The sequence below is a fragment of the Vibrio algicola genome (assembly GCF_009601765.2).
Taxonomy (GTDB): Bacteria; Pseudomonadota; Gammaproteobacteria; order Enterobacterales; family Vibrionaceae; genus Vibrio; species Vibrio algicola.
In genome coordinates, this window is sequence record NZ_CP045700.1 from 702,689 (window position 1) to 722,947 (window position 20,259).

At 39.8% G+C, this 20,259-nt stretch carries 15 protein-coding genes and 3 pseudogenes; 5 read left to right on the plus strand and 13 right to left on the minus strand.

The features are described from left to right. Positions 1-2: 2 nt before the first annotated feature. The 10 genes and pseudogenes from GFB47_RS14970 to GFB47_RS15015 form a co-directional block, all read right to left on the minus strand. Positions 3-1,208, minus strand: a complete 1,206-nt coding sequence (locus GFB47_RS14970; protein ID WP_153448820.1) for a glycosyltransferase family 4 protein — start codon at positions 1,206-1,208, stop codon at positions 3-5. 4 nt (positions 1,209-1,212) lie between these two features. Next, positions 1,213-2,445, minus strand: a complete 1,233-nt coding sequence (locus GFB47_RS14975; RefSeq protein ID WP_153448821.1) for a glycosyltransferase — start codon at positions 2,443-2,445, stop codon at positions 1,213-1,215. A gap of 62 nt (positions 2,446-2,507) precedes the next feature. Beyond that, a complete protein-coding gene (locus GFB47_RS14980; RefSeq protein ID WP_153448822.1) occupies positions 2,508-3,896 on the minus strand; it encodes a capsular biosynthesis protein in 1,389 nt (462 codons plus the stop codon). 3 nt (positions 3,897-3,899) lie between these two features. Beyond that, on the minus strand, positions 3,900-5,105 hold the full coding sequence (locus GFB47_RS14985; RefSeq protein WP_153448823.1) for a lipopolysaccharide biosynthesis protein: 1,206 nt from the start codon (positions 5,103-5,105) through the stop codon (positions 3,900-3,902). Beyond that, complete coding sequence (locus GFB47_RS14990) at positions 5,102-7,204, minus strand: GumC family protein (RefSeq protein ID WP_153448824.1); 2,103 nt, start codon at positions 7,202-7,204, stop codon at positions 5,102-5,104. The genes GFB47_RS14985 and GFB47_RS14990 overlap by 4 nt, the downstream gene beginning before the upstream one ends. 16 nt (positions 7,205-7,220) lie before the next feature. Continuing rightward, positions 7,221-7,772, minus strand: a complete 552-nt coding sequence (locus GFB47_RS14995; protein ID WP_153448825.1) for a polysaccharide biosynthesis/export family protein — start codon at positions 7,770-7,772, stop codon at positions 7,221-7,223. Beyond that, on the minus strand, positions 7,773-9,086 hold the full coding sequence (locus tag GFB47_RS15000; protein ID WP_153448826.1) for an outer membrane beta-barrel protein: 1,314 nt from the start codon (positions 9,084-9,086) through the stop codon (positions 7,773-7,775). It abuts the gene before it with no gap. Continuing rightward, a complete protein-coding gene (locus tag GFB47_RS15005) occupies positions 9,087-10,481 on the minus strand; it encodes an undecaprenyl-phosphate glucose phosphotransferase (protein WP_153448827.1) in 1,395 nt (464 codons plus the stop codon). 257 nt (positions 10,482-10,738) lie between these two features. After that, a pseudogene (locus GFB47_RS15010) lies at positions 10,739-11,886 on the minus strand (ISAs1 family transposase). Positions 11,887-12,024: 138 nt separating this feature from the next. Next, a pseudogene (locus tag GFB47_RS15015) lies at positions 12,025-12,342 on the minus strand (sugar transferase); the annotation flags it as partial. Here GFB47_RS15015 and GFB47_RS15020 point away from each other — a divergent pair. The 4 genes and pseudogenes from GFB47_RS15020 to GFB47_RS15035 all read left to right on the plus strand — a co-directional run. Next, a pseudogene (locus tag GFB47_RS15020) lies at positions 12,330-12,470 on the plus strand (IS5/IS1182 family transposase); the annotation flags it as partial. The pseudogenes GFB47_RS15015 and GFB47_RS15020 overlap by 13 nt on opposite strands. 356 nt (positions 12,471-12,826) lie before the next feature. Next, entirely contained in the window at positions 12,827-13,183 is a 357-nt protein-coding gene (locus GFB47_RS15025) for a YibL family ribosome-associated protein (RefSeq protein ID WP_153448828.1), read from the plus strand. A 138-nt stretch (positions 13,184-13,321) separates the two neighbouring features. Then, complete coding sequence (locus GFB47_RS15030; RefSeq protein WP_153448829.1) at positions 13,322-14,032, plus strand: DUF445 family protein; 711 nt, start codon at positions 13,322-13,324, stop codon at positions 14,030-14,032. Between the two features lie 29 nt (positions 14,033-14,061). Beyond that, positions 14,062-14,589, plus strand: coding sequence for an RDD family protein (locus GFB47_RS15035; RefSeq protein WP_153448830.1), 528 nt, complete (start codon positions 14,062-14,064; stop codon positions 14,587-14,589). A gap of 215 nt (positions 14,590-14,804) precedes the next feature. Here GFB47_RS15035 and GFB47_RS15040 read toward each other — a convergent pair whose 3' ends face one another. The 3 genes from GFB47_RS15040 to GFB47_RS15050 form a co-directional block, all read right to left on the minus strand. Then, positions 14,805-16,013 carry an MFS transporter gene (locus GFB47_RS15040; protein WP_153448831.1) on the minus strand — a complete coding sequence of 403 codons (1,209 nt, stop codon included), beginning with the start codon at positions 16,011-16,013 and terminating at the stop codon, positions 14,805-14,807. A 122-nt stretch (positions 16,014-16,135) separates the two neighbouring features. Further along, entirely contained in the window at positions 16,136-17,473 is a 1,338-nt protein-coding gene (locus GFB47_RS15045) for a peptidoglycan DD-metalloendopeptidase family protein (RefSeq protein ID WP_153448832.1), read from the minus strand. A 254-nt stretch (positions 17,474-17,727) separates the two neighbouring features. Then, entirely contained in the window at positions 17,728-18,918 is a 1,191-nt protein-coding gene (locus GFB47_RS15050; protein WP_153448833.1) for a YcbX family protein, read from the minus strand. Positions 18,919-19,082: 164 nt separating this feature from the next. Here GFB47_RS15050 and pyrC point away from each other — a divergent pair, with 164 nt between their 5' ends. Next, positions 19,083-20,111 carry a dihydroorotase gene (pyrC, locus tag GFB47_RS15055; RefSeq protein WP_153448834.1) on the plus strand — a complete coding sequence of 343 codons (1,029 nt, stop codon included), beginning with the start codon at positions 19,083-19,085 and terminating at the stop codon, positions 20,109-20,111. Positions 20,112-20,259: the final 148 nt, after the last annotated feature.

Below are 20,259 nucleotides of genomic sequence, written 5' to 3' on the forward strand. Positions count from 1 at the left end.
TATTAATTATTTAACAGTGATTGATACAAACCCAGCAATTCTTCTTTATGATTCTGCAATGAATATTTCTCGAGTAATCTAGCTCGTGATTTTAGCCCCATATCCGCGACTAATTGTGCATCGTCAGCCAATAACTGCATTTTTGCGGCTAGATCTTCCGCATCCCCAGATGTAAACAAATAACCAGTTTCACCATCGACTATTTGTTCTGGGATCCCTCCGATATTGGCCCCTATTACAGGCTTTCCATAACTCATTGCCTCAAGTACTGACATTGAACAATTTTCATTCCATTCAGATGGGACAACCACTGCTTTGGCGTTTTTAATGATATGAGTTAATGTTTCACCTGTTTGAAAACCTAATAATTCAACGTTATCAAAATTATCTTTAATATGGTCAAACATAGGGCCAGTACCCAAGACTTTTAGTGGCGTATTACCGCCTAGCTGTCGATGCGCTTGTGCCAAAGTGACAATGCCTTTTTCAGGCGTTAATCGGCCACAAAATAAAAAGTAGCCTCCATCTTCGCCAATATCCGTGGTTGAAGCGTCAATACCATTAACGATTACCTGAACATTTGCAGTTGGTATTTGACGTAAGATCATTGATTTCATAAAGTCACAAGGCGCAATGAAAGCATCTAACGCTTCATAACTTTTCTTGCTGCGATGATAGAATGCTTCAAGAGATAACAATACACTTCTTGGCCACGAACCATCCTGCCACTGGTATTTAAACAAATTAAAATAACTGCCAGTATCCCAATCCAACTCAATATTTTTACCCGCGGCCAGCATACTATAATTTGGACAGACCGACTTATAATCGTGCGCAGTGAGAACCGTTTTACAACCCAAACTTTGCGCTATTTTTATCACTGATGGCGTAATTTGGTGGTAAACATTATGAAAATGAACGATATCTGGTTGCTCAGCTTTAATGAGCTTTTCAAACTGCTGACAGGCTTCTTGGTTATGAACAAAATTCATTGCCACTTTCATTCGGTCTAAAATAGAATGTTTGCCATGATAATCCACATTATCGACAAAAAAATCAGCTTGCTCTGACGGAATATTCTCTGGGTGCTTCATCGAAAAATCGATCACTTGGTAACCCGCGTCTTTCACCATATCGCGCTCTTGGAAGAATACAGTTTCAGCACCTCCATGTGGAAAGAAGAATTTATTCACAAATAAAACTTTCATACTATTACCAACCTTTCTTAATTTTTTGTTTCACGACATGATGAATATCAGAGGCAACGTGTTTACCAATGGCAGCATAAGAACGATGGTGCTTAATATAATTGAAGCCGGCATCTAATTCAGATTGCGCCATTGGTTGCTGAGCTAATTCAATCATAGCCTCGGCGTAAGACTCGCTCGTTCCATCGGTGACACGGCCACAGCCCGATTGCTCAATCACAAATTGTTGATCCGGTGAATCATTGCAGATCATCGGCTTTTTTAGTGCCATATATTCCATCGCTTTGGTCGGGGTAGAAACATCCAGCAATAATCCTCGATTCATAAAACCAATCACCATATCGACTCCTTTTAGATAGGACCATGCTTCTTGTATTTGTACCCAACCAGTAATATGAAAATCGTCACTAAGCCCCATCTCATCCGCAGTATGTTGCAAATACTCGCGATCTTTTTCAACCTCCGAATCACCGACGAACAATAACTTCAGGTCTGGCACCACCTGTTTGGCTTGTTTAAATGCGCTAATGATAACTTCTAACTTGCGCAAACGATCTAGACTGCCTAAATAACCGATCACAGGCGCATCGCCCCACTTTTCTATTTTTTTTGCCTCTGTGGTAGCAAAATCATCGATTTTATCGAAATCAACCCCCATCGGAACGACCATCATGTCGTCTTTATTGAGCCCTTTTTGTTGCATATACTTCAACATAAAGTCACTTTGCACATAGACGCGATCCGAGTGCGGTAAGATCAAGCGATACAAAATAAATTCTTCGAGTAAACCTCGCGACAAAATAATTGGACGCTTCCAACTTGGGATATTCTCACTTTTATCTTTGGCTCGCATTGTACGGCTTTCCGCATACAAAAATGAAACCCAGTAGGTATAAGGTAACTTGATGATTTTTGCTACCACGAGACAAATCAAACCAACCCAAACCATGTCTCGCACTTGAATTAAATGGAAACCCTTTTTTTTAGCTATAAAGGCTAATTTGGCGGCATGTAAAAAATACATGACGGAATCAAGGTGACGATTGGAGGTTTTCTTACTGGTCGATAAGGTACTGCCTTCGGTTTCTATCTGCACTGCTGCGCTTTTTGGCATACCTATAATAGTGGTATGGACGCCATTGTTAGGCAATTCTTTCGAGTATAAAACATCCACATCTGGGCGATATGAAGGTAATTCTTCTGGCACAAAGTTAATTATATTGGTTTGATGATCCATTAACTGACTCTCTTGTTTATCGCGGATAAGACGATGGGAAAGACCCTAAAATTTAATTATTATCAGGACAATGCATAACTTGGTTCTATTTTATCCAGCGTGGCTTTTCTTATAATTAAGATCGCCCCCAACACAAAATAAAATTGAAATTGAAACACAGGTATCAGGGCAAGCTGGGGGGAGTATGGTAACGTGATCAACCCAGCTAAAATGAAACCGATAAATGCCGGTTGATAAGACAATAGTTCGGTATCGGGTCGTGACAAATCCTTATCAGAAAAGACCGGTTTTGGTTTAGAGTGTTTTAAAATTAGATATACAATTGCGATTAACAACATGGTGCCAATTAATCCGATCTCCCACAGAAAGATGGCTAATGACGTTGACCCAATACTTAAATTAAATAGGCTTGCAAGATACCCCAGCACTTCACTACCAGAATTAGAACTGTTCAAGCCATAACCAAACAGTTGATTCGCAACCCCTTGAATATCGGAATGTTGTGACCAAAAAATTAACGAGGTCACTCTGCCTAACTCATCTAAGTTGCCATCAATGCCGGGTACAACAATAGATGGATCAAAGATGTAGCCTATATTATCTAAGAATATATCCAATATACTCATGTGTGCTTGTGTATTGGTCGAAAATGCGAGTGCTAATATCGTGACCATCACTGCTAAAATTGCAAATATCCCGAGTACAGAAATTAAAATAGTTTTCACACTAATAGCCCGTACTTCTTTGATATAGCTTGGTTTGATATAAACATACAACAAAAAGAAGGGTGATAACAAAGTGACAAACTTCACTTCTGCGATCACACATATTGCCAATGCGATAGCAATATGGATCGCCACAGACCATAATTTTGCAACTCCATGCTTATATTCCGACAATTTCATCATCATGATAAGCAAGCAAAATAAGCCCATTGAGGCACCATTTCCCCCCGCGACCATGCTTCCACCAAAAGTCCCCACAACCGAATCCCAAGAGTCCATCTTCCCTTCTATCGCAACTCGAGCGGGCACAACAATCAATGCTTGATAGATCACGACGGGGATCTGAGCATAAAATACCCAGTACAGTTTTTTGCAGATTCGATAGAGTTGAGATTCGCGGCAAAAACCTAATAGCAAACAAGGTAATAACAATGAAATCCCGATGCCATTTTTTACCCCTGCAATGGTAGTTTTTATGCCTACTTGCAGCAAAGAACTGCTGAGAGCTAAGACAAAAAAGCCTAAAAAGAGCAATAAAATAATATTTTCAATGTTATCTAAAGGCTTAAAATCATAACGAGTCTGCAGTGGTACTAGTGCCACCATCAACATCGTCATGATGAAAGGGAGCCATAAGAAGGCTTGAATATTGGTAAAATATTGAGCTGTTCCGCTAAAAATCAGCGTAATAAAAACATAAGCCTGAAAAAAGGCCCCTGTATTCATAACTTATACACCATCTTTGTTTAACGTAGCCGCATGTCTATTAATATAGACATAGATCATAAGATACCGACCAGCCGTTAATACTGTAAATACCAAAAGGGAAGCAACATAACTTTTATAGAAAAATGGCATGATAATAAACGCAAGCACCACAATCGCAAGTTGCTCACACTGAATGCGTAAAAAGTATTTCGGGGTGCCAAAAATAAGCTCAAGAACCGTCATAGGCACAAACGCAAGCATCGCAAAAACATACGGCAACATTAAGCGCGATGTTTCAACCGATTGCTCCCATTGATGATTTCCAAAATTATGTGTTAACCATGGATAAACAACATAAATACCAGCGACAGTTATTAATGCAATCGCCAATAAGAACGATCTAATCTTCTTAAATTCAATGTAATTAAAAGTCTTATTGCGAAAATCTTCAGACCACTTAGAAAAGGCATAGTTACTCACTGACTGACCTAAGATTAAAACCGGCGATAAGCAAAAACGGTTGACCACGGCAAAATAACCGGCAACCAATGGACTAAACCAATAGTTAATAAAAACCGTAGGCAATTGCAAACTGGCATTGGCTACAACTTCTGCTGTCCCCACCCTTGATAAATGATTCCAATGTTCACTTAAATACTTGCGCTGAGTCTTAAGGCGAAAATCTGACTTTGAAAAGTCTTTCTTATCAAGACCATAATATAGCCAAGCCAATATTAAGCACAACAAGGCGCCCGCCCAAATAAGATAAAATTGCGCCATACTGTGAGCGACAAAAAGTGATAAAAATACGATGGTAGTAACCGAAATGCGTTGAAATGCCAAGCACACAAAAGACTTACTACGCAAAAAAATGTTCTCAGAGACGATCATCAAGGCATAGCTAACGGTTAAAACATAAATAGCAATTAACGGCAACGTAAAGAAAAAACTCACCCCTAGCGCATAAATCACACTCACTACAACTGACTGTAAAAAGCAAAAATACACAGCTTTACCAAAATCACACTGATCCACTTTCGGTAACAAGAAATGGGAAGCGTACAACGCAATTTGAGCACCAATTAATACAATGCTCATCATTAATGCGTAATTCCCTACATCCGCCATACCAAAGCGAGAAGACATGAACAACAGTGTTAAGGCACCAATAACCTGTGAGATCACCGATGCTCCGCCAATGGTAGAGGCCCCTTTGAGCAAACTCATAATATGATATCCTCACGCGAGGTCATATTAAGGTTCTCATTCGACTCTAATAACTTATCGTTTACTTTATTTAACACACAACCTAAGAATGGTGTCTTCTGCACTTTTAATTGCTTGATTGCCGCGAGTGATATATTGGAACTATTGTAATTAGACGCGGTGACAAATATAGCCGCGTCAATAAATTTGCTAATTAATTGAGTGTCTTTATTGTCAGAAATAGCAGGCGTATCAATAATAATGTAGTCATAATTTTTACGCAAACCTTCACAAAGAGACACAATATTAGGATGGGTCAGTACAACTAGAGGTGACAATGCTTGGTCTTTGCCAGCTGCAAGCCAATCAAACCCTTGTTTTTTAACAATAGCTTGCTCCACAGGCACATTTTGGTAAAGCACATCTGTTAAACCAAGTTGATCTGTATCACCTAATGATAACGTGAGATCACTTTGTCTTAAATCCATATCAATTAATAATACTCGCGTATCAATCGCCATTGATTTAGTGACTAAACAGGCCACTAACGATTTACCTTCTTGCGCATGTGCCGATGTTACGGCCAGTATTTTGGCTTCACTGTTGAGCAGTAAAATCTGGCTACGGATCCCTAGTGATGCAGCGTCAATATTGGGATATTTGATACTATTTTCCAATGCATCATTAGGAGTAATCGCCTGAGGATAAGCTCGTATTTCACCTAAAACCTCCAAACCTAAACGGCGCTTAACATCGAAAATAGACATCACTTTATTATTTAAAGCTGCCATTATTAATATAAACAAGGTTGCAATCAGTAATGAAGCAATCGCCACCATAACAATTAACAACATTTTATTAGGCTTACTTGCTTTACTCGGTACTTGGCCTGCATCAATTATTTTTACAGTTGACTCAATAAATTTAGTATTAATTTGAGTTTCATTCTGACGCTGCAATAATTGGTTATAGAGATCTCGAGTATGACTAATATCATCCGTCATATTGTGGTATTTCGTTTTCTGCACACCTAAAAATTGAAAGTCGTTGGTTCGTTGATTTAAAGCGGCCTGTAATTTTTGCTGTTTAAATACTGCCGCTTTATATTGATCCTTCACTCCTACCACAATTTCATTAATCAGTTTGTCAGCCTGATTTTTTAGAATTCTCAACTGAGCTTGAGCCTGAATCACTTTCTCATGCTTTGGGCCATATCGATTTTCAAGATCAGACAACTGGCCTTGCTGATAAATAATGGCTTGGCGCAAATTCTCCATTTGAGGGTGACGCGAGACATCAGGAAGAGCGGCAAGATCCGACAATTTATGCTTTTGATATTGCACCACCGTATTATACATACCTTCCATACTGGCACGTTGCGCAGTTGCCGCGGCTAGATCTTCGCTTAAAAGTGATAATTGCTTGGATTGAAACCCATCAACGCCATCATCATAAGTGATCAATTTTTGCTCTGTCAGGTATTGATTTAATTTTTTCTCTTTCGCTTTTAATCGTTGATGCATTTCATCAACCTGTTTAGCCAAAAACTGACTGACCTCTTGACTGGTTTGACGGTTATCATCTATAGACAGTTCGACAAAAGCCTTAACAATTTGATTGACCACTGCGGCAGCATCAATAGGATTCTCCGATTCAAAATCAACCGACACAACTTGAGTTTGTCTCACCGGAGATACCGTCATGTGTTTCATTAGATATTTGATACTACGGGATTTTTTCTTATCTAGATTGTCATTTTTAACTGTCTTTGACCCAACAAATTCAGGTTTATTATATAACGCTAATTCATCGACCACTTGAGCAGCCAAATGGCGCGATTTAAGCAACTCATATTGAGTATCAAAATAACGAGCACGGGTCGAGTCAAATGGTACGGTTTTGTCAAATGTCGTTGACTCGCTTAAATCTGCTTTTAATAAAATGGTCGCGAAAGATTCATATTTAGGCGTTAGCTTTAAGATCATAGGAATAGAGATCCCTGTAACCAAAATACTAAATGCCAGGATTTTCCACCAATTTTTTTTAGTTGCTTTCAACAAGCGGGAAAAGTCGATAGTACTTTCTAGCTTGCTTCCCTCTTCAACAAATAATGAGTTCATTTATACCAACTTAATTTTAGAAGAAACTCTGCTCAATAATGACAATATCACCAGGATAAACAGGTTGTGTGTTCTCGACATCTTTTAAGAGTTGCCCATCGGCACGTCGAATGCTTATATCATCACGATCAGCTCGGTCAGTAAAACCACCGGCAACAGCAATCGTTTTCTCTAACGTAAATCCTGGTTGATAGTCATAACTACCAGGGGTTTTAACTTCACCTGAAACATAGATCGGGCTAAATTCAGTAATTGAGACTGTCACCATAGGGCGCTTCATATAGCCATCTTTTAATCGGTCTCGAATATCAATCGACACTTGATTGGGCGTTTTACCCGTCAGTTGTACTTTTCCAATCAATGGATACATAACACTGCCAGTCTCATCAACCAGAAGTGACATCGAAAGGTCTGCTTCGTTATAAACAGAGATCTGTATTTGATCGCCCATTGATATTACATAAGGGTTTTCATTTGCTTGCTGGTTCGTTTTAGAGTCAGCTGATACATTGGTACTCACCAACACAAAGACAAAGAACGTGAGTAAAACTGATGTTATATTTTTCATTTAAATCACCAAGTTAACCGATAATCCGATTTCATTTTGTTTATAACCTAAATCTCTCTGATAGTCAGCGCCATTGATATAAGCAGGATTAGTGCTGTCATCTGTCCTATACAAAGAGTACTTATAATCCAAGGTTAACTTTACCTTAGGTCTGAATAGATAATTCAAGCTAAAGTTAACGTAGTTATACTGATCTGTTGCTTTCCTTATTTGATACTTCTCATGTACATAATGATAAGCTAGTTGGCTGGAAACATGCCCTAAAAATTGGTGTTGTAACGCAATACTCGACTGATAAGATTGAATATAATCACCTGTATTGTCCGGATCTTTCAATACACTGAGTGTTTTCAGCACTAGACTAGAATAATCCACTGGCTGCCACTTATACATCACATCCCAATTCACGCTGGTTATGGAACGATCCGGCATTTTATTGTCAAGATAGTACACTCTTGCCGCGATTTTTGACTTACCCGTTAACTGGCTAATGATAGAAAAAAGGGCAATATACTCATCATTGCAACGTTCCGGATCCAAGTAATCAAAACTTCGATACATTAAGGTATAATCAAAACGAGTTTTATCTGTGTAGTGATGCCGAAAGTTAATACTGGCATGGGTTTCCGTAAATTGTTCATTCTCTAGATAATCTTGAAACTCATAGGCATAACTGTTTAAAATATCGTAATCAAGTTTTTTTTGACCAAGGTTAACAAGAATATTGCCTTTAGCGCCTTTTGCTCCATAAGTATACGTTGCTTCAAAGTCGGTATTCACATTACCGATTTCGTGTTCAATATTAAACGCATCAAAAGTAGCAAGTTTGGCATTAGTTGAATTGTCACCAAAAAAGAACCCACGGGTGACTCCCTCTCCTCTCGCCTCGTGGCCTATCCCATAGTTCCCTTCAAATTCAACATGATGGCGCAGACCTAACTCCCAGTTAAACACACCACTTAATTGATGATCGGCATAACTGTCTGCACTCACCTGGTTATTGGTATAATTGCGATAATCACCTTGATAGTAAAAACCGAAATCTTTTGTATTCCTATGCCCTTCCATTGACAAGCTTGGCTGGAAGGAATAGTAGTTTGAGCCAATTATATTGCTATCTTTTTGATATAAAACATTATCATTATACCCATAATCACTCGTCAACGACGCTGTAAAATCTAGACCGAGTAACGGGTCGATATGGTGTGTCAAATCTTGAAAACGACTGTCAGCTCGCGTCGTCATACTGTAGGCGGCAGCCATGCAGCCTAAAAGCAGTAGATAATCCTTTTTCCACTTTAATGCCCCAATCATTTAATATGCCGTTTCACTCATAAAACCCTTAAATATTGTCATGAAAATTATTTTCAGATCATACAATGGTGTCCAGTTTTGCATATAGCGAATATCATATTGAATGCGCTTTGCCATTTTATCAAGGGTATCTGTTTCACCTCTAAAGCCTCTAATTTGTGCTAATCCTGTGATGCCAGGCTTGACTTTGTGACGCACCATATAGTTATCAACAATCTTGCGATATTGCTCATTATGCGAAACCGCATGCGGACGCGGCCCTACAATTGACATCGTCCCTTGTAATACGTTAATAAATTGTGGTAATTCATCCAATGATGTACGGCGGATAAAAGCGCCAAACTTGGTAACACGAGGATCGCCTTTGGTTGCTTGTACCACTACATCCGTATTTTCCATTACCTTCATTGAACGGAACTTCCATACCTTAATTTTCTTTCCTCCCAAACCATAACGATCTTGCTTAAACAAAACCGGTCCAGGTGAACTCAGTTTAACCCCCACCGCGACACCAGCGAGCACAGGTAAAATTATTAACGTGATCACACTGCCAACAACAAGATCAATGCCCCTTTTAATCACGCCACCCAGTCCTTCAAAAGGAGAGGCAAAAACACTGAAGGTTTGTACCTGACCAACTGATTTTAACTGTATATTGGATAAATTATAGGTATACAGATCAGGAACGATCATGGTATCAACAGTGGTATCCGACAAAATATGCATAAATTTACGAATTCGATCACGGGCCACCAGAGGAAGAGCAATATATACCTCATCGATTTCATTTTTTTTCGCTAGTTCAAGTAATGCAGCAATGCCTCCTTTATAGGCACTTTTCGTCATATAACCAAAACGTTTTGGGCCACGATCATCGTAAAAAGCAATATTCTGAATAATATCCTTGCCATATTTTTCTATTAACCCGCGTTCCACTGACAGTCCACCCGCGGTTAAGCCTAGAATGGCAATTTTTGGCGGCGCTGTTTTTATAGACAAAAGGGATAAGCGCAAAATACCTATTAAGAAAAAAGAGACGCTATAGACAATCCAGAGTAATTCTCTGGTAAGCGCAGCATCTTTTATGCAAGGTAAAGCTATAAATTGAGTTTTGACCAATGACATCAAAATAAGAGAGGTGAGAATAATGGCAATAAACTTCTTTAAAAATAGCATCTTACTTGATTCAAAACCCAGTTTATAGAAGCCGGTATATTCACCACTCAGTAGAAAAATAGCTGAAAATAATAGCCCTGCGGAAACATCCACAATCGATGGGTGTAATCCATTCAACTTTAGCAAACCGATTAATGTTAAATTGATGATACTGAAATCAACTATTTTAACTAATATGGAAAAACCATCGTTTGCAATTTTAATAGCCTCACGACTCATAACTCTAACCTATATATAAATAAATCATTATCGAAATAGAATGCTCTATCTGACTATGCAGCCGAGAATTAAAACATCACCGCTTCAAAATCAAGACAGTTTTAAGCCAATTTTCTATCAACATTTAACCAATTATGAAAAATGTCATCACTTAAATACAATATAATTATGCTTTTTACTCGCTCCATTGACAACAACAATGATTGTCACCGTTAGATTCTCGACATAAGTGACACCCAGGGCAAACGCGTGAGTGTTTAGTTTTTAGCCAGCCCCATAATTCCAGCTATCAATACTTTTTCTAAATGCTCTGTTTTCATCCAGCATCGCTTTTGCTTAGCAATAATACTGAGTTTGGTTGATTCTAACTGCAACATGTTAAGTGCCATATGCCGTAAACACGCTAAATTTTCAGCAGCATTTTCTTGAAAAATTTGGCAAGCATCTTCTTGCATGCTGACATCCAGGGTCCAATGCATCGATTCAATTGCCCAATGCTCACGCACGGCATTGGAGACCTGCTCAGAAGTCATTTTTTTAGAACTTATGTAATATCGATACTCTAAACTGAACGATTTCCTTTTTACATATCGACAACTCTCTATCATGACAATGGTTTTTAACCCCTTCCAACGAGAAAAATTGCCTTCTAACTTATCGGCATCCAGAACATAACTTTTACGATATTCAACGCGTCCATGATGCTTTTCTGGTTTAACTTCATCAGACTCTGATGATAATTTACGTTTAGGTGTAAATGCGCTTTTTACTGCTTTCGCTAGATTGCCTTGGTTACTTTTTACAGCAAGCAAGTAATCACCACCTTGGTTAATTATTGCGGTTGCAATTTTAGTTTGGCATGCCATTGCATCAATAGAGACAAGGGCTCCACGCAAATCTAGCATCTTAATTAGTTCTGGTATTGCTGTGATTTCATTGCTTTTTTGTTCAGTTTTTAACTGCCCTAAAACTAACTTGTTAGCAGAAGCGTATGCACTAATCATATGAATGGTTGAGCTGCGGTTTTCTCTATTGTATGAACCTCGTAAGGTTTTACCATCAATAGCAATCAATTCACCTTCGGTAAGCTGATGGACGGCACTCATCCAACTTAGAAAACATTCTTGAAATTGTTCTAGTTTAAGGTGTGAAATAGCACGAGCAATGGTGTCATCGACGGGTACCCCTCTTGAAATAACCCGAGTTGTTTAAACCAATCATGATGACCAAGGATATATTCATGGATATCAAACCAGCCACGAGCACCAGCGATAACGGAACATAAGGTTCCAAATAGGATATCGAATAAAGGATAAGTGACTTTGGCACTTTGTCGATTGTCGATTGTCGATTGTCGATTGTCGTTTACAGCCTTGAAATGTTCTTTAAATGTATCGATATGCATAGTTTTCGCTTCAAATATCGAGTATGAGATCATAAATAGAGCAGAGCGTCAATGAATGCATTAATTGCTCAAAAAACGTTCGCGATTTTGCCCTGAAGTGACACCCTGTCGATTTTTTATTTTTTTTCAACTCATCAATTAGTACACTAGCTTACCAAAAAAGCCCTTAAATATCGTTATATATATAATTTTAAAATCATAAAATACCGTCCAATTTTGTATATAACTAATATCATACTGGATGCGTTTTGCCATTTTATCCACCGTATCGGTTTCACCACGGTAACCACTGATTTGCGCTAACCCTGTGATGCCAGGTTTAACTTTATGACGCACCATATAATTATCAACAATTTTGCGATATTGTTCGTTATGCGACACCGCATGGGGGCGCGGACCCACAATCGACATAGTACCTTGTAGTACATTAATAAATTGAGGTAATTCATCGAGTGAAAAAGCTATTGGGCGGAACACTCAGCTTAAGAAATTATAATGCCCAAGTTGGAGAAGCTTACGCAATGATCAAAGCTTTAAATAAACTAACAGGGCTAGGTATGCCTAAAACTTACCGAATTGATTGAAATAACACCATTCTAGTGTTGTCACCTCTAAATTTGAATTACGCAACAAAGCCACTTTATAGTATTGAGTATCACGCAAATTCACCATCATAATAAATCTTGTTTAAAATCAAAACTATGATTATTAATCAATCGGTTAATACGAATAAGATATATTGTTTTTTAAACTTAATCTTACATTCAACAAGTGAATGCAACCTGTATTTAACAGTGGAATTACATTTGGTTAACTATAGAATGGTTTACAAAAAAACGATACAAATTTAATGCTGATTAACTATAGATAGGTAGGTAAAAAAAACTCTCTATGCTATAATCTGCGCCCTGTATTTTGTGATAACTAGACTGGTGTACATATGAGCCAAAATGATGAAAAACAACTATTAAACAACCGACTCGATAAATGTCGCCATAAGCTAGAAGCTGCGAAATCTCGTGCTGACAAATCAACGATTTTTCAGTTTGAACTTGAGATTAAACAAATCACTAAAAAACTGGCTCAAATGAACCACAAGGACAGCTTTGATTTGAATAAAGAACGCAAAGCTTTATTAGCAATGCCGTTTATTCGTGAATTGACTAAAGCAGAACAAGCAGACCAAGGTAGCTTGAAAAAAACCTGCAAAGGCTTAGTCATTGTTCATCCTCTTACCAAAATCGGTAAGCAGTTGAATCTTGAAGCCATGACGGGTTTCGCGCCAAGTAAATTCTAATGGCCTTGGCAGTCTCTTGTGATTTATGCTTAAGACTGCTGCATTCAGATTTCCTTAAAGGATGATAACTCTTATGGTTTATCATCCTTTTTGCCATTTATCTTTCGTATAACTGATCAACCTAAATGAATTCGCATTATGAATAAAAGCCTCATTACTAATCTTTTGTCTTTAGCCTTACTGGCTATTGGTTACTTCACTCAGCAGACCTTAGTGCTTTATGCTGGTCTATTTGCTTTTTCTGGCGCGATCACAAACTGGCTCGCTATCCACATGCTGTTTGAAAAAGTGCCTGGTTTATATGGCTCTGGCGTGATCCCCGCACGGTTTGAACAATTCAAATCGGCCATAAAGCATTTAATGATGGATGAATTTTTCACCGGCCAAAATATTGAGAACTTTATTAGCAATGGCATGTCTCAAGGTAAAGGTTTAGATCTTCAACCTGTGATTGAAAAAATCGATTTAGCCCCTTCATTTGATTCTTTAACCGAAGTAATTTTAAATTCATCGTTTGGCGGTATGCTGGCTATGATGGGCGGCGCCGAAGCACTGCAACCATTAAAGCAGCCTTTTATTGATAAAATGCAGCAGTCTATGGTAGAAATTAGCCATAGCGAACAAGTGCAACAAGCGGTGCAAGATCAGCTCCACAGTCAATCTACGTTAAATGACATTAGCACTAAGATTGAGTCGATCATCGATCAACGATTAGATGAATTAACACCTAAGATGGTGAAAGAGATGGTGCAGACGATGATTAAGCAACACTTAGGTTGGCTGGTGGTTTGGGGAGGGATCTTCGGTGGCCTGATCGGGATAATTTCAGCATTGATCACCGCTTTATAAGCAAATTACATTCTCACGTAGGAAGCAATATGGTTAATTTTAATAACGTAGTAGGCACACCAACAGAATACGAATACGTTGGTTTCTGGGCTCGCGTTGGCGCTAGCCTTGTCGATACCATTTTATATTCGTGCCTGTTACTTTTACTGCCGATTGGAAATATGTTTAATAATGTCGAACGTTATTCAATGCAAAATGACATGGGCAGTTTTCACTCTATCAGCACTTCTTGGTCAAGCGTTCTGCCTAGCGGTACCTTGTGGAGTTACTTACCACTATTAATTATTACGGTATTATTTTGGCGCTATCGCTCTGCCACTCCAGGTAAGATGATGATCAAGGCCAAAGTAGTTGATGCTAAAACAGGTTTACCGCTCACCACCACTCAGTCGGTGATTCGCTACCTTGGTTATTTTGTTTCTACTTTTTTATTCTTTCTTGGCTTCTTTTGGGTGGCGGTAGATAGCAAGAAACAAGGCCTGCATGACAAGTTAGCCGGCAGCGTGGTGATCCGCCCTAAAAGCAATACTTTTCAGCCTGATTGGTCTAATAAATAACCTCTTATCTAGCTAAGACTCAACATAAGATCGCAAAAGGCCGAACAGAATATCCACTCTGTTCGGCCTTTTTGATCTCATCTTTAATGTTTCGATTTTATACAAATTACATCGATTTAATAATCGAACAAGATTGACAATTTTCTCAAGCGACTAGGACGGATCAGCGTCTTTTCGGCGTATTCAAATTGATAAAATATTAAATGGAATTTGCTTTAGTTTTTACCCCAATGAAACCAACATACTTCGTTATCCATACTTGGCTTAGACGGTACATTGAAAGCCAGCAATAACGATACCGCCGCCATGAGTGCACCGATATAAAATACCGCTGCTGGTGAGTGTAGCCATAACATACCAAAAGTAACGGGAATAATAACTGCGGCAATGTGATTGATGGTAAATGAAACCCCAGCAGTCGAGGCCATATCTTTTGGATCGGCAATTTTTTGGAAATACGTTTTAATCGCCAAAGCCAAAGCAAAGAACAGATGATCAATCACATATAAACCTGCGGCTAAATGCTCGTTATGCACTAAGGCGTAACCGACAAACACTAAGATCAAGCCGCAATATTCAAATATCATCGCTTTACGTTCACCAATGACGCCGATAAAGCGGCCAATTTTTTTGGCAAACATAAAGTTAAAGGCAAAATTAATCAAAAATAACAGTGTAATATCGGCTGCGGTATAATGAAATTTTTCTACCATTAAGAATCCGGCGAATACGGTGAAGATCTGACGACGTGCGCCACTCATAAAGGTCAGCGCGTAATAAAGCCAGTAACGTTTACGTAGTACTAAGTTTTTATTTTGGATGGTAGTGGATTCAAACTGTGGAAATGCCAATGCCATAAAGACGGTGACAATGAGTGCCGCGCTGCCCATAACCAGATAGACATGCCAATAGTCCCATTTCAGGATCTCTAACATCCCCCATAACACACCATAGGTAATGAGCGATGCCAACGCACCCACCGCGATCAATTTACCAAGAAACTCCGGTGCTTCTTCTTTCGATAACCATTGTAAAGACAGCGACTGTTTTAAGGTTTCAAAATAATGAAATCCGGTCGACATCAATAAGGTGGTCATAAGCAAGCCCAATACCGATGGAAAGAAACCGGTGATAGAAACGCCAATCGACAGCATCGCCAAGGCGACAATCATAAATTTTTGTTCACGAATAAACAGCAATACAAACACCACAGTGAAGGCTAAAAAGCCTGGTATCTCGCGCACGCTTTGCAGTAAACCAATATCCGCCCCAGTAAATCCGGCTTTTTCGATCACAAAGTTATTCAATAATGCCTGCCAACTGGCAAAAGCGATTGGCACCACTATCGACACTAACAACAAGAATATTTGTGGTGTCTGCCATGCGTATTTTGGCGCGGTTATATTTTGTGGAGGAGGATTCATGACGGTCTCTAAGCTTATGCTTTGTTTTAAGTATTCTATTTCAAGATAGGGTTTATCCCGAAAATAAAGGAGAAAAAAGGCAAGTAACGTAAATTACTTGCCTTATTCAGTTATTGAGGGATTTAGCTTTGTTGCTCACCCGGTTTTGCATTTTCTGCTTCTGGAGCATTCGCAGCCGTTTCTTCCGCTTGTTTAAACTCTTTATCGATCTTGCTGACATGTTGTTCAAACTCGGCTTTATCTTCTTTCGAGATAGACGTAGCCATCGGAATATTCGCCGTTAAGAAACTTACCGGACGATTACGGATAATGAATTCATAATGCAGATGAGGGCCGGTTACTCGCCCTGTTGCACCCGATTTACCAATTAATTGTCCGCGATGAACAACTTGCCCTTTATGTACCAAGAATTTACTTAGGTGCAAGTAACGAGTCCGATAAGTACTTCCATGCTGGATCGCGATGTATTTACCTGCGTATGGGTGATTTCGGATCATGGTCACGATACCATCGCCGGTAGCATAAACGTTGGTACCACTTGGACAAGCAATATCCGTTCCGTTATGCGGCGCTAAGCGATGCGTCACAGGGTGTAAACGATGCGGGTTAAATGGTGAACTAATACGATAATGCTGTTTTAACGGCCAGCGTAAAAATGCACGTTGTAAGCTATCGCCATGCTGGTCATAGTATTGGCCATCTTTGTGTAAATAAGCACTGATCACCACGCCACGATTATAAATTCGAATCGCTTCTATTTCACGATTACCACTAGCAACACCATCAATAAACTGACGATTTTGTAATACTTCGAAGCGATCACCTGCGCGTAAATCACGACCAAAATTTAATTTATCTTTTAATAATTGGGTAATATTGGCAATTTCTGCCCCTGACACACCAATTTTATAAGCCGATGTTGAAAAGCTACCATGAACTTTCCCTATTAGCGGGTACGATTTCCAAACACCATCTAATGTGATGTCTTTAAAGGTATAGCTTTCATCATTATGGCGAGTAAATACCACTCGGTCCGCAATGGTGAATTCCACTTCTAATTTAGTTAGATGTTGTTGTTTCTCATCCATCCAAATTTTTAAAATATTGCCCGGCTTTAAGGTATCTAAAGTCAGGTGGTTTTGGTCGGTATCCATCACACTCAGCATGTCACCATACGGCACACCTAAACGAACAAAAATACTGCTTAAGTTATCGCCCGGTTGAATTTCATACGCATACAAGGGCGCATCTTTTAAAGGCATGATCGGTTGAGTTTTCGCCACCGCCAGCTTTTCTTTAGCAAGAATTTTATCCATATCCATAGGGACGGATTTACGCCCGTCGCCGGAGCCGGAAATAATGGCGTACAAAATGAAAAGGACCACAAGACCCGCCGCTATTTTCATCGCGAGCGGAAACGAAGGATGTTGACGCAATTGAGATAATCGTTGTTTAGACATAACACTAAATAATTCAATAAGGATAAAGGTCCGGCTAACAACACAAAGATGTGTTTTGTTCCGCCACGGTATAGACGATAAAACAGCTTATCGACTGACTGCGATAAATTCAGACGGAATGTAACTTAATTTTACAAAAAAAGCTAACCCATTCCTTAAACAGCTTGCTTTACTGACACTATACGGATGCCCCACACACAACGTTAACATTCACGTAATGTTATGGCTTCTTATATCATCACACTAGATTGAGTTTAGCTGACTAACTCAACATCCGATTTTGGCACACAACAACAAGCTAACACTTTACCTTCATCAATTTCGCCAGGAAATAACGCGGGCATATCCGGTTGATCGACACTGCCTGATTCTAATGTCATTTTACAACACCCACAAAAACCTGAACGGCAACTATTGGCGATCGCTAAACCCGCCTTTTCCGCTTGCTCTAATAACGTCGATTGGTTATCACCTTCAAACAGATTGCCATCAATGCTAATAGTGACCTTTTTTACTGCTGCCACTTCCACCACATCGGCGCTGGTATCGGCATAACATTCTTTCTCTTTGGTTTCGATAATTTCCACCACATCTCCCGCGCGGATCATGCCTTCATTTTTGGCGATCACATTTTGACCAAAGAAGATGCCACCACTTTCATCTGCGCGAAATGTTGCCATCGTTTTCACTGGTTCATTTTTTTCACTGCGCATCGCAGTTTTAGGATTCACTGTAGTCAATACACAACGCATGCAAGGTTTCACCACTTCAAATTCAACTTCGCCTATACGAAAACGTTTCCAACTATCTTCGGCAAACGCTTCGGTATCGGCTACCACAATATTAGGGCGAAATTGCGCCATCGTATGTTGCGTTGGTTGCTCTGAAATTGAACAACGTTGATTCAGTTCATCAAGTGAGGCTTGGCTAATCAGTAGCAATGGATAACCATCGGCAAAACTGACGTTGGTTTGAATTTTTTCACGCTGGCGATTGGATTGTTCGCCCGTAAATAGAAGTTGGACTTTTTTACCAATAATAAAGCTAAACCAATCATTGGCTTGTTGTGAGGTTGAATACGCAATGAATTCATCACCCCATACTTGGCAAGTCACCTCCTCCATTGAGCATTCAGAAAAATGAAGATGCAGCGGCGCAGACTCTGGGTAAGTCAACACTAAACCATTGGCTTGCAAGGCAGATTTCACTCGCACCATCTGGTTATTTTCCCGCGCAGTGATCATCCGGCCATTCGTATCGGCCACCATAAAACGTCGGTCAAAGCTTAGTCCTTGTTTTTCCACCCACGATGATGACACGCCGATACCGGTAATTGATTTCACCGGATAAACATTAATTTGAGAGAGTGTGGCGGGGATATGTTCATCAAGGCCAAGGGTGGCTTCAAGTTTGGCGAGTTTTTTTTCCACTTCCGACTGGCTCATTGTTACTCCACAATTTTGGTTATGACGCTTTCTTGCTTTGAAACAATGTTATCAGAGTTCCAGTAAAATTTGATGAAAAATAGCGACAATTGCTCTATTATCCCACACCAAATGCAAGCGTTTGCGTTTTCTTTCCCGCATGAATCAATAAAAGGTAGAAATCCATGACAACCCTAACCATTACCCGTCCTGACGATTGGCATGTACATTTACGCGATGGTGATGCGCTTGCCAACACGGTAAAAGATATCAGCCGTTACAATGGCCGAGCGTTGATCATGCCAAATACCGTTCCACCGGTGACCGATCTGGCGATGGCGCTTGATTATCGTAAACGCATTATGGCGCACAACAAAACCGCCGCTTTCGAACCTTTAATGGCGCTGTATTTAACCGATAACACCACCGCTGAAGATGTCCGCACCGCGCACGCTTCTGGCAAGGTTGTGGCGTGTAAACTCTACCCGGCTGGCGCGACCACTAATTCTGATTCTGGCGTGACGTCGGCACAAAAAATCTATCCGGTATTAGAGGCAATGGCTGAAATTGGCATGTTGTTATTAATTCATGGCGAAGTCACCACTCACGATGTCGATATTTTTGACCGCGAAGAGCAGTTTTTGAATACCGTGCTTGCGCCAATCGTCAATGATTTCCCGCATTTAAAAATCGTGTTAGAGCACATCACCACTAGCAACGCCGTTGAGTTTGTTAAAAACGCCGGTGACAATGTGGCCGCGACCATTACTGCCCACCATTTATTGTTCAACCGCAATCACATGTTAGTGGGCGGAATTCGTCCTCATTTTTATTGCCTGCCAATTTTAAAACGTGGCTCACATCAACAAGCGTTAATTGAAGCAGCCACCAGCGGCAACAAAAAATTCTTCATTGGCACCGATTCTGCGCCGCATGCTCAAGGTAAAAAAGAGACGGCTTGTGGTTGCGCCGGTTCGTATACCGCTCACGCATCGATTGAGCTTTACGCCGAAGTGTTTGATCTCGCAGATAAGCTTGAAAACTTAGAAGCCTTTGCCAGTCATAATGGTCCTGATTTTTATAACTTGCCACGTAATAGCGACACCATCACACTAGAAAAATCAGCTTGGGATGTCCCTGCCACTATGCCATTTGGCGATGATGTCGTTGTGCCGATCCGTGCCAATGAAAAAATTGAATGGTTGGTGAAGTAGGTTCATTAAATTAAGCTTCTATACCCAAAATAATTGAAGTTGCAGTGAGGCGGCAAGTAAACGAAGCCCCATGAGCTTAGCTTGCCTAAGTGATTGGGGTGAGTTAGCGCAGCCAACAAAGCTGCAGCTTCAAGTAAGACGGGTATAC